Below are 12,784 nucleotides of genomic sequence, written 5' to 3'. Positions count from 1 at the left end.
GGTTCCACCGTTTATCGATCCCCATTTTTCTCGTACGAACCGCCCTTTTTACAGGGTGCAGAGTTTGCTGCGAACAAGATTGCGAACAAGATTTGTTGAAAGACCATGAAGCAAGTGATCCAAGCACTTAGACAATACTGCAAGTTAAGTTGCTGCAAGTTAGGTTCGATGAGTCGTCAGATTGTTCTCATGGGGCTGGGGCTAGTCGTCACCCTGGGGCTGTCTTGGTTAGGCCATCATGCTGTTAACGCCTTTGAAGTCAATCAGTACGCGACTGGAAGCAGCACTTGGCGGGGCGCATCGTTCCCAGTAGAAAATTTCCAAGGCTACACCTCCCCCTTTGGCTATCGGGCTTCGCCCACCGGAGACGGCACCCAGTTCCATCGGGGCTTGGATATGGCCGCCCCCGAGGGCAGCTACATCCGCAGTTGGTGGACAGGCAAAGTGGTGGAAGTGTCCGATGATTCCGCCTGTGGCACGTCCGTGGTGATCGAATCGGGGGAATGGGAACACATTTACTGCCATATGCAAGGCTATGTCGATCGAGATGGCCAAGGCCGACCCTACATGATCGATCGTGGGGGCGGTCTGCAAATCTATGAAGGCCAAGATATCAGCGCTGGCACCCGCATTGGACGGGTGGGCATGACGGGCAGAACCACAGGGCCACACCTCCATTGGGGCTTGAAATATGCCAAGCAATGGGTTGATCCGGCCTTGGTTCTCCGTGCCATGTACGCTGAGCAAAACCAAACCCAGACGATTTCCAGCCAACCTTAAGTGGCTTTGGAGTGCTAGTGGATTTGGAGCATTAGTGGATTGGGAACACTGAAACAAGCAAGGGTAAACCGTCACTGAGCTGGCAATGACTTGAGTTGGCAATGACTTGAGCTGGCAATGACGGTTTACCCATATTTTTTTAATCACTCAGCAGGTTGATTGCACTCCAGTTTGCATCAGTCCGCTTGGGAAAGTCGCTGCACTTCTTCACCCGCTAACAAGTCATGGGTCTCTCGCAGGAGTTGCGGAATCCGATCGGCAAAGGGACTGTTGGCCAGCAGAGGTTTAAGCCCCTCTGGATCAACCCGATCGACGCGGGAACCAGGAAACCAATGACTCGCCTGCCCCAGCAGGTTGTAACGCATTTTGGCATAGTCCGTCATGTCGTAGGCCAACGCCAGGTTACGCAGCCAGAGAATCACGGGAATGTTTAATCCCCCAGGGGTTTGATCGACCGTTGGTAGCCCGATCGACCAACGCTGCCACCAGTCTGCCCCCAGCGTCTCGATCGCCGCCTGCTCCAATCCCTGGAGGATGGGTTCCAGGATCTCCGTCGCCCGATCGAGGAGGGGGAGTGTCTTCAAATGCTCATCAAAATCACTCGGCTTCGCGGCTCCAATGCTCAAGGTATGGATTTGGGGATGGCTGAGGCAAAACAGGTTATTGAAGACGATCGGGCTGAGGGGGGCACAGAGATCCGTCAACTTTTTAGGGGGAGCATATAGTTTTCCACCCTTGTCCGAGGGGCTGATGATAAAAACACCCATGTCATGGCGGGTCGCCGCCTCGATCGCGGGCCAATTGTTCTGATTAATATAATACCAATGGAGATTAACGTAATCAAAGGCATCGGTTTCGATCGCCTGGATAATCACCTCCGTGGGCGCATGGGTCGAAAAACCAATAAATCGGGCCTTCCCTTGGGCCTGGAGCGATCGGGCCATCTCAAGGCATCCCCCCGGTTTCAGGCAATCTTCCAAGTGACTGGCAGAATTCAACCCATGGATTGCCAATAAATCCACATAATCGACGTTCAGGCTCGCCAGGGATTGCTCAAAGGTGTCCAGAAAGGATTGTCCAAGCTCCTGAACCAATATTTTTGTCTGTAGAATAAACTGATCACGCGGAATCAGGGGCAGTACTTGCCCCAGCTGGACTTCTGAAGTTCCATAGGCTCGTGCCGTTTCGATGTGATTAATCCCCAATTCCAGGGAGCGGCGCACAGTTTGCTCCACATTGCGCTGATTCTCCGCAGGAATCTCCTGGGCAGGAACGTCATTCCACTTGTATTGATAGCGCATCCCCCCACAGGAAAAGACCGGCATTTTGAGCTGCGTGCGTCCAAATCGTCGATATTGCATAGTGGGCAGATTCATAGCACTCAGTTCCGATTGAGACCTAGGACTCACACTCATTTCAACAACAATTTTTTTTTACTTCTTCAACTCAACTGTAGCAATCTAGAATGAAGATGATGAAAATCACCCACCTGGGTGACCCTGATCAGAACGGATTGGGAATGCTGAACATGTTAGATTGCTCAACTAGACCCTTAGATCACTTAGACTACTCAGGCTGAGCTTACTCAGACAACTCAGACGACTCAGATCACTTACTGGATGCAACGCCCTCCACCAGATACTATGACAATAGGCAACTTCAATCGAACACTGGATCAGCTATCCGGTTGGATGAATTCTCCATCCAGTCCTAGCATCTGGCGTGAATTTGGCGTAATTATAGATAGAACAGGTTTATATTCACGAATCTTTCACAAATAAAAGTCAGATTTGGGGTCTCAGCCTGCCAGTTCGTTTTTTTCCTGTTTATCCTTTAGCTTAGTTAACTTGCTATGAACCTTGCAGATCTTGATCAACTAGAAGTTTCCGTTACATCGCTGGTGTCAGAGGCCGAAGAGGAATTAGAAAGACAACGATTGCGTAGACAACGAGCGGAACGGATTGAGAAACGGAGGGAGGAAATTGCAGGACGATTAAATGGATTGTTAACAAAGGTAGAGTCCGCGATCGCAGCATTTTCCAAAGCGGAAATGGCGGACAACGAAAAATACCTCGCCCTGAAAACCCAAGCCGATCAAGTCAAAGAACACCTAAACCACCTAGATGAATTGGCTGAAGCAGCCGTTGATGAGGAAATTGAGCAAGAGCTGTTAGAAGTTGAAGAACGAAGATTAGATGAGCGATCGGCGATCGATCTGTCCCAGTGGCGACAGGAGTTGAAGGAAGATTTACTGGAGCTAATTGCTGAGCAGGACGACTTTTACGACGCGACGGATGCAGCCATCACCATTTATGGGTATCGCCATGACCTGAAGGCCGTTCCCGGTGCCCTGGAAGAAGTGGTGGAAGCGCTGGTTAAGCAAATCAACGACAACAGCGATCGTGGCCCCGTTGCCCGCATCCAAGGCACCCACGAGAGCGCCCTGCAATTTATCTACAACAAAGCTTGGGAAAACCGAGGCAATCGTCCCCGCAACACCGATCTCCAACCCCAAGTCCGCCACCGCAAAACGGAGAAACGCCCCAACCCCTATACGGATTTGGCAGGCAAGGTGGTTATTTTTGGCGGCCACGATCGGCTCTATACCGCCGTCCGCAACCGCCTGCGGGAATCGGAAGTCGAACTGGTGTGGTGTACAGCCCAGGAAGGACTAAACCGAGCCGAGCAGATCGAATCCCACATTCCCACCGCTGACCTGGTGATGATTCTGACGGGCTATGCCAGCCACAAGTTGACAGAAAAAGCCAAGAACGCCGCCCAGAAAACGGGTAAACCGATCGAAATGATTAACACGACGGGATTAGTGACGGTGCTGGAGGCGATCGCCTACAATCTCAAGGTTAAATCCCTGGTGAAGCGGCCTAAATATTCCTAACGCCATGCCCGTTCTCTCCCCTGAACTCCAAGCTCGGCTGGCCCAGCCCCTGAATATTGGCGATGTGACGCTGTTGAGCCGGGTCTTGCAGTCTCCCCTCTCCGGTGTAACCGACCTCGTTTTTCGGCGGCTGGTGCGGCGCTTTGCCCCAGATTCCATGATGTATACCGAGATGGTGCAAGCCTCCAGCCTGCGCCACCTGCGGGACATTCCCACCATCATGGAACTTGATCCCCAGGAACGGCCCATTAGCATCCAGCTATTCGACTGTCGGCCCGATTTTTTGGCGGAAGCGGCCCAAAAGGCGGTGGCCGAGGGGGCGGATACCGTGGATATCAACATGGGTTGCCCGGTCAATAAAATCACGAAGAATGGTGGGGGATCTTCACTCCTGCGGCAACCGGATCTGGCCGCAGCGATCGTCCGGGAAGTGGTGGCAGCGGTTCATGTTCCGGTTACGGTGAAGACCCGGATTGGCTGGGATGAGGACGAAATTAATATCCTAGACTTTGCCCAGAAACTGGAAGCGGCAGGTGCAAAAATGCTGACGGTTCATGGTCGTACCCGGGCCCAGGGCTACCAGGGATCGGCTAAGTGGGAGTGGATCCGACGGGTGAAATCCGTGCTGTCCATCCCCGTGATTGCCAATGGGGATATTTTCTCGGTGGAAGCGGCGGTGCAATGTTTGGAGGAAACGGGGGCCGATGGGGTCATGTGCTCCCGAGGCACGTTGGGCTATCCTTTTTTGGTGGGGGAAGTCGATTATTTTCTGAAGCGGGGAGAACTGAAACCCACGCCCACCCTCGTGGAACGGTTAGAATGTGCCCGCGACCATTTAGAAATGCTGGTGGCCTATAAGGGCGATCGTGGGGTCTATCAATCACGAAAACATATGGCTTGGTACTGCAAGGGCTTTAGCGGCGCATCGGAATTGCGCAGTCAGTTGAGCCAAATTCAGTCTCTGGAGGAAGGGTTAGCATTCCTCGATCGCGCGATCGACTTAGCTCAAGCCGAGATGATGCTAGAACCCATTCGTTAACCGTAGCTCAGGCGTTAACCGTGGCTCAGGGATCGGCGCAGAAATGATAGCTTCCAATCATATCTCTGATTTATCCACCCACCCATCATTGCAACGCTAGCGACGGATCACCCAGCCATTCACTAGACCGACTCACTAGACTGGATAACTCAAGTTAGGAATCTCGTTGGTAGATTTGACTACAATTTTAGTCCCCTGTATCCCTTAAAATATTTATTTGGTAAAAATAAATAAAATGACGCCTGTCTACAAAGACTAAACAATTAGGTTCAAGCAATCAGGTTCAAGCAATCAGAATTCATCGATGGGCCAATCCGCTGAAAAAGGAGATTTCATTTGAACTTCCAAGCAAGCGGAGTGCCAAGTTGACACACAGGTTGACACATAGGTTGACACACAGGTTGACCCATAAGTTGATAGGCAGGGTGACACACAGTTTGACACTACTGAAGCAACTATTGGATGAAGCAACTATTGGATCACCATCGATTCTGGCTTAATTTTGGCTTAATTGCTTTTGATGAATGCTTCTCTTTCGTTTGGTAAAGTACAACACTTTATGGGGGCAAAATCTACGAATCAAGCGACTAGGTCAAAGCCAAAAATCTTCCAATGGTGGGTTTTGAGGATATAACCTGCTAATCTACTATAGGGTTAAATATAGAGTCGCAACTACCTGAGTTAAGGCTTCCTTAAACGTTGAGATGCCCGTGGATGCCCTCCATAGACCATCTCTTTTAACAAAGAATTACTTCAAACCAAAACAAATACTAGAGTTACTAAACTTTAGTTGATCCTAAAGTCTGGTTTTAGTGAATACTAGATCCGTAAAGGGATCAATTGAGGCTGAATCTTGTAAGTGGATAAATCACCTTGAACCACTGGAGTCAGCTAACGACGCATGGGTGCATTTACAGTTTCATTCTCTTGGGTGAAACGATTCATTGACCAATCAACCAATTGTTTTGGGTAAAACGAAAGAACTGGGATCTAATGGGAGTTTCTCAGGGTGATCTTAGATCGTTTCTCCGAAAAGCAATCTTGAGTGACTCCGTAATGTCCTGTGTTCTCTCAGTTATTTGAGTTTGTTTGTGAAGCCATTTCCAATGATTGATCAACAAGGAGCTGCGCTGCGGCAAATTATCGATCGCATCCGAAGTTCCCTAGAGCTACGAGTTGTGCTGCAAACGGCAGTTGATGAACTTGCAGCCTTGCTGAATCTCGATCGGTGTACATTTTTCTGGTACTTCCAGGATACCCAACGCATTCAGTTAGTCTGTGAAAGGAGTTCGCCGGAAAGTCCTGCAAACCCGCTGTCTCCTTCGGACTTGCCCGCCCAGCCCGGAACGCCGCAACCCATGTTACGACTGGGCTACTATCCCATTCACCTGTTTGGGCCTTTTACCCAGGCCATCACCCAAGGCAAGTTATTAGTTCAACCCAGCCCGATTTCATTACCGCCCCCACTCGCGTGGTTGAGCCGTTGGTTGCCCGCGTCCCCCCGTCTCACGCCCTCTGAAGCATCCCCCATTTTGGGCACTCAAGCCAATTTAATGGTGCCCTGTCCGATGCAGGATGGAACGTTGGGCTTTATTGGCTGTCTATCGAACCAACCTCGACAGTGGACGGTTACAGAGGTGGAGTTGTTGCAAACCATTTCCCAGCAACTCGCAATCGCCATCGAACAAGCCCAACTGTACGAGCAAACTCAAAAACAGGCGCAACGAGAACAGTTAGTCAATCAAATTACGGCACAAACTCGCCAAAGCTTTGAACTCCCCACCATCCTCAAAGGTGCGATCGCACAGTTATTGGAGGTGTTGCAGGTCGATCGGTGTCTTGTGCACTTGGTGGATGAAATTCCCCATGACGAGTCCTCTGCAAAAGCGGGGGTGGGAAAGACTCAAGCTTCTAGGTATGCGGTTTCTCGGGAAAAACACCTCTACGAAGTCTGTCGGCCTCCGTTTGCAGTCTCCACCGATGAATTTGATTTGAACGGCCCGATCACCCAGTGGGTTATGGCCAATCAACGGCGGGTGGTGATTTCCAATGTGGCGATCGATCCCCGGATTGGCCCAGAAAATCCAGAGTACCAACGGGCGGAAATTAAATCTTCGTTGGTGGTTCCAGTGCAAACCAAGGAAACGCTGCACGCTATTTTGTATCTGAACCAATGTTCCCACGTACGCTTCTGGTCAAAAAATGATCAAAAGTTAGCGCAGGCGGTGGCCGATCAACTGGCAATCTCCATTCAACAGGCGCGGTTGTATGCCAAAACGCAACAACAGGCGATCGAGAGTGCTGCCCAAGCTCGCCATTTGGCAGCCACACTCCAAGAGCTCCGGTTGACCCAAGCTCAGTTAATTCAGAGCGAAAAAATGTCCAGTCTGGGGCGCGTGGTCGCAGGGATTGCCCACGAAATTAATAACCCCATCAATTTCGTGCTGGGGAATCTCACCCATGTCAACACCTACATGGAAGACCTCGTGACTCTGATCAAAGCCTATCAAGCCCACTATCCCAATCCTGCCCTAGAGTTACAGGATTTGCAGGACAGATTAGAGCTAGATTTTCTTTTGACAGATTTACCTCCCACACTCAAATCCATGCGCAGTGGTGCTGAGCGAGTTCGCAGTATTATTCTGTCGTTACGCAACTTTTCTCGCTTGGATGAAGCCGATTATAAAGCGGTGCACATCCATGAAGGCATTGAAAGCACGTTGATGATTTTGCAAAGCTACATCAATGAAGAAATTAGCATCCATCGACAATACAGTAGTTTGCCAAAAGTGAAATGCTATCCCCGTCAGTTAAATCAGGCTTTGATGAATATCTTATTAAACTCAGTGGAGGCATTAACGGATTGGTCGATCGAACATAAACAGATCACGATCGCCACCAGTTTAGTCCATCGGGCTTCAGATAAGGCTGACTTTGCTGAGTCCCACGCAGAAATTGAGTCAATTTTACGGATTGTGATTAAGGACAACGGCCCAGGTATTGCACCGGATCTGCAATCCAAAATCTTTGATCCATTCTTTACCACTAAGGACGTGGGCCAAGGAACTGGCCTGGGTTTAACGGTGAGTTATCAAGTTATTGTGGATCAGCACCAAGGCCAACTCAAGTTGATTTCTCAAGCCGGACAAGGGGCTGAGTTCGTCATTGAAATTCCAGTCATGGTGGAATCTGAAACCGATGGTTCAGCCCATCGATCGCCCCACATCCCTTCTACAAAACCTGATGCCCACGAAGACTTGCCCCTGGAGGGCGATCGGGTCATGACCCAAGAAGCTTGTACTTTACATAGCAGTTAAATGGTATCTGGAAATAGCAGTTGATTAATACTGCGTTAATGTCGCACCACTGACTGTGCTTGAATAAAACTATGTAGCAGGCGGTCTAGCTCATGGTGTATTTTCATTTGTCTACAAATTATCAATCACAGTATTATGCGTATGAGTTGACGCGTCGCTGTTCAGCAGCGACGCTGGAAAAGTTATCTGGAACTTTGGCAGGAGCCAAGGTGGATTTGAATCCGCATCAGGTCGATGCAGCTTTGTTTGCATTTCAGTCACCGCTGTCCAAGGGAGCTTTGTTAGCAGATGAAGTAGGCTTGGGCAAAACGATCGAGGCAGGGTTAGTCATTTCGCAGAAGTGGGCGGAGCGGAAGCGGCGCATTTTGGTGATTACGCCATCGAATCTGCGAAAGCAGTGGCAGCAAGAGCTAACGGAGAAGTTTTTTGTACCCTGTCGAATTTTGGAATCTGAACCTTATAAGAATTTGGTCAAGGCAGGTGAAGACAATCCCTTTGATCTAGCGGATACAGTAGTTATTTGTTCCTATCAGTTTGCACGAAATAAGGCAGATGATGTGGAAATTACACCATGGGACTTGGTTGTAATTGATGAGGCACATCGTCTGCGAAACGTCTATAAATCATCCAATGTGATTGCCAATACTTTGAAGCGGGCGCTGCAAAAGCGCAATAAGCTGTTATTGACTGCAACACCGCTTCAGAATTCATTACTTGAACTATACGGGTTAGTGAGTTTTATTGACGATCGAGCATTTGGTGACTTGAAGAGTTTTCGTGAACAGTTTTCTCGGCTAAATCAGTCGCAGGCAGCGGAGGTCTTGAAAGAAAGATTGAAGCCTTTGTGCCATCGAACATTGCGGCGGCAGGTGACGGCCTATGTTCCGTTTACCCAGCGTCATGCGATCCTGCAAGAGTTTGAACCAAGCCCTGATGAGCAAGAGTTATATGAGTTGGTGTCGGAATATTTGAGTCGTGATAATTTGCAGGCTTTGCCCGCAAGTCAACGGCGATTGACGACTTTAGTGATGCGGAAGTTATTGGCTTCTTCAACCTTCGCCATCGCAGGCACTTTGCAGTCATTGTCGAATCGTTTGAAGGCGAAGTTGGTGGAGCAGCCAATTGTCAAGCCCCTGACGGATGAACTGGATGAGGATTATGAAGGGCTGTCGGAAACATCCGATGAGTGGAATGAAGATGAACTGGCGGTAGTGATTTCTGCGGCGGAACGATCGGCGATCGAAGCGGAAATCAAGGAACTGGATGCCTTTGCGGAGTTGGCCACTTCGATTGAACAAAATGAAAAGGGTAAAGCATTACTCAAAATTTTGAAAACAGCGTTTGAACGGGCAGAAAGCTATGGTGGTGCGCGAAAAGCAATAATTTTTACAGAGTCGCGTAGGACTCAGGAATATTTGCTCAAGCTGCTTGGAGAGAGTGAATGGAATGAGGGGTTATTGCTATTTAATGGAACAAATAATGATCCCGAATCACGAGAAATTTATCAGAATTGGCTAAAGCGATATGAGGGAACAGATCGAATAACGGGTTCTAAGACGGCGGATATGAGATCGGCTTTAGTTGATTATTTCCGTGATCAAGGGACAATTATGATTGCAACGGAGGCGGGATCGGAAGGGATTAACTTGCAATTTTGCTCGTTAATTGTGAACTATGATTTGCCGTGGAATCCGCAACGTATTGAACAACGAATTGGCCGATGCCATCGTTATGGGCAGAAGCATGATGTGGTGGTGGTGAACTTCTTAAATCAGAAAAATGCAGCGGATCAGCGGGTTTATGAGTTGTTAGATCAGAAGTTCAGGTTGTTTGAGGGGGTATTTGGTAGTAGCGATGAGGTATTGGGGGCGATCGAGTCGGGGGTAGACTTTGAGAAGCGGATTGCGGATATTTATCAACGTTGTCGGCAACCACAAGAAATTAATCAGGCATTTAATCAGCTCCAGCAAGAGTTGAGTTTGGAGATTGATCAAGCGATGGTGCAAACGCGCCAGAAGTTATTGGAAAACTTCGATGATGAGGTACGAGAAAAGCTGAAAGTACGGGCTGAGAATTCGCGCGAGCTTTTAGGTCAGTTTGAGCGATGGTTGATGCAGCTAACAAAGCATGAACTAGCAGATGCAGCGGACTTTACAGGGGAAAGTACTTTTCGCTTACATCGGTTGCCAACAGGGGCAGAGGCTGGCGAAATAGAGTTAGGACTCTACGAGTTGCCACGTCAATCCGATAATGCCCATGCTTATCGAATGGGACACCCACTGGCGGAGTTATTGATTGAGCGGGCGAAACAGAGACAGCTCGATCGTGCCCAGGTTTTGTTTGACTATTCAAATTATGAAGGGAAAGTAGCAATTTTGGAGCCATTTGTGGGGATGGCTGGGAGTTTACAGTTGTCTTTGTTTACGGTTAAGGCGCTGGAACAGACGGAGGATTATTTGGTATTTGCGGCGGTGACAGATGATGGTGCAGTGCTTGACCAAGAGCAGGCAAAACGGTTGATGTCGTTGCCGGGGCGGGTAGTAAGTTTAGCAGTGGCGGTGGAGGATTTAAGCCGATCGATCCAAGCGGAAGTGAATAAAATTCAACAGCAAGTAGCGGAGCGGAATGCGAAGTTTTTTGAGGAGGAGGCGAAGAAGCTGGATAGCTGGGCAGAAGATTTGAAGGTGATGCTGGAGCGGGATATTAGGGAGATGGATCGACAGATTAAGGAGGCAAAACGGGCAGCAACAGCGGCGGTGGATTTGCAATCGAAGTTGGAAGGGCAGAAGCAGGTAAAGGCTTTGGAACAGCAGCGAAGTCAGAAGCGTAGATCGTTGTTTGATGCACAGGATGAGATTGATCAAAAGCGGGATGAATTAATTGCTCAGATTGAGGGGCAGTTGAAACAGACAAGCAGCTTGCAGTCGTTGTTTGAGATTCGTTGGAGTTTGGCGTAATGAGTGAGATCCCGGTTGAGATTTTAGAGCTTCCCAAGCAGTTACGGCAGTTATTTACAGGTATGCTTCCAGAAGCGGTTGTTGATCAACAAGAACAGCGAGAATCTAATTTTTTGTCGCGTGCATTAGCAGCCTATGCAGTGCATAAACTTGCTGGGTGTTCAATAGAGGATGCTGCAAATTCTGTGGTGGATGGCGGTGGTGATGGTGGGATTGATGCCATTTACTATGCGGCGACTAGTTCGACATTCTTTGTAGTGCAATCAAAGTATGTTGCCAATGGTCAAGGAGAGCCAGAGCTGGGGGATGTGACTAAGTTTAAGACAGGGCTGGAGAACTTGCTTCAGGGGAAGTTTGATGCATTTAAGCAGAATGAAAAATGGCGTAAACGATTACCTCAAATTGAAGTACAGATTAAAGAGACTGTTCAGGTCTGTCCGGTGTTAGTCTATTCGGGGATTCAGACGGTATCGGAGGATCGGCTGCGATTATTTGAGGACTTGAAGCAACGTTTTTCGGCTGAAGATGATTATTTGGATGTGCGACTGTGTAATCTAACGACGGTGTATGACTGGCTGACGGGGGCAGATCTGGGCTTTGGGGCGGAGCAGGTGGAATTAACACTGCTGAAACCAGGCTGGCTGAAAAAGCCTTATGAAACAGTATTTGGCCTACTGCCGCTGAAGGATTTGGCCAATCTCTATATGCAACACGGCAAACGACTGGTTGCGGCGAATATTCGGGCTTATAAGGGAAGTACAGAAGTCAATGAGCAAATTTTGACGACGATTCAGGAAGAGCCAGAGAGTTTTTTCTATTTGAATAATGGGTTGACGGCTTATTGCGATCGCCTTGTTGTGAATAATCTCGATCGAGGAAATCCTGACTTCAAGCGTATTACGGCTTATCGAGTTTCAATTGTAAATGGAGCTCAAACTCTGGGTTCTGTGGCACAGTACTTCCAAAATTCGGGTGATGCGGAGCCAGAGGGGTATGTATTTGTAAAGATGATTTCACTTCAGCGCTGTGAGAACGATCGGGCTTTTGCAGAGCGGATTACGCGCAGTACCAATTTCCAAAACCAGATTAGTTCACGGGATTTTGTGGCGCTGGATGAGCAACAAGCGAGAATCGCCCAGCAGTTACTGTTGTCAGGCATTGTTTACCACTATAAAGATGCTGCTGATACGCCCGATCCAGATGAGTCAAACTTTACCTTGCAAGAGGCGACTGTTGCGTCGGCTTGTTTGACTAAGGGGGAGAATTTAGATGATTTCTGTGCACGAATTGTCGCAAATCGAGCTTCCCTTTGGTCGATGGAAGTAATTGATACAGCGAAGAATGCTGGAGTTTCTCGATATTCTCTGGTGTTTCGAGCCGATCGGTCAGCGCGGACGGTGTGGCGGGCGGTTCAAGTTCATCGGTTGGTGAGTCAAGTGATGCAGGAGAATGGGAAGGCCAGTACTGGGGTGCGGAAGGCATTTTTTGAGAATGCATGTTGGGTGCTGCTGGCGGTCGTCTTTATTCAACTTAAACTGGAGCAAGGTAATGACATCCAACTCAATGATGATGAGAAGACTAAAGTCTCGCAATACACCGTTGAACTGGCGGAACGACTGTGGAGGGTGTGCGACGAGCAGGGGTATACATCGCAGGAGCAGCTTCAATTGGTATTTAGCGATGTGGGAAATTGTCGAAGGTTGCGGGCGGGTTTGCTGAAGCAGTTGGCGGATGATCCGATTCTTAGTTGAGTAACCTCTTTAAAATAGAACTATTGAATTAATTATTGTGATTG

At 48.8% G+C, this 12,784-nt stretch carries 7 protein-coding genes; 6 read left to right on the top strand and 1 reads right to left on the bottom strand.

The features are described 5' to 3' along the window. Positions 1-168 precede the first annotated feature (168 nt). Entirely contained in the window at positions 169-780 is a 612-nt protein-coding gene (locus tag H6G21_RS10560) for a M23 family metallopeptidase (protein ID WP_190573367.1), read from the top strand. A gap of 176 nt (positions 781-956) precedes the next feature. On the opposite strand, the gene H6G21_RS10555 is transcribed toward H6G21_RS10560, so the two are convergent. After that, the gene (locus H6G21_RS10555) at positions 957-2,141 is read right to left on the bottom strand and encodes an aldo/keto reductase (protein ID WP_190573421.1); all 1,185 of its coding nucleotides are present in this window, start codon (positions 2,139-2,141) and stop codon (positions 957-959) included. A gap of 491 nt (positions 2,142-2,632) precedes the next feature. Between H6G21_RS10555 and H6G21_RS10550 the strand changes: the two genes are divergently transcribed. From H6G21_RS10550 to H6G21_RS10530, 5 genes are all read left to right on the top strand, one after another. After that, positions 2,633-3,676 (top strand): DUF2325 domain-containing protein, encoded by a 1,044-nt coding sequence (locus tag H6G21_RS10550; RefSeq protein ID WP_190573366.1) that lies wholly within the window; start codon positions 2,633-2,635, stop codon positions 3,674-3,676. Between the two features lie 4 nt (positions 3,677-3,680). Continuing rightward, positions 3,681-4,715 (top strand): tRNA dihydrouridine synthase DusB, encoded by a 1,035-nt coding sequence (gene dusB, locus H6G21_RS10545; protein ID WP_190573365.1) that lies wholly within the window; start codon positions 3,681-3,683, stop codon positions 4,713-4,715. A 1,106-nt stretch (positions 4,716-5,821) separates the two neighbouring features. After that, a complete protein-coding gene (locus tag H6G21_RS10540; protein ID WP_190573364.1) occupies positions 5,822-8,032 on the top strand; it encodes a GAF domain-containing protein in 2,211 nt (736 codons plus the stop codon). A gap of 92 nt (positions 8,033-8,124) precedes the next feature. Further along, entirely contained in the window at positions 8,125-10,989 is a 2,865-nt protein-coding gene (locus H6G21_RS10535) for an SNF2-related protein (RefSeq protein ID WP_190573363.1), read from the top strand. Then, on the top strand, positions 10,989-12,740 hold the full coding sequence (locus H6G21_RS10530; protein ID WP_190573362.1) for an AIPR family protein: 1,752 nt from the start codon (positions 10,989-10,991) through the stop codon (positions 12,738-12,740). Before H6G21_RS10535 ends, H6G21_RS10530 begins: the two co-directional genes overlap by 1 nt. Positions 12,741-12,784 lie beyond the last annotated feature (44 nt).

Source organism: Alkalinema sp. FACHB-956, from assembly GCF_014697025.1.
Classification (GTDB): domain Bacteria; phylum Cyanobacteriota; class Cyanobacteriia; order Leptolyngbyales; family Leptolyngbyaceae; genus Alkalinema.
The sequence above is the reverse complement of the archived record's forward strand: the minus strand, read 5'-3'. Positions and strand labels throughout refer to the sequence as shown.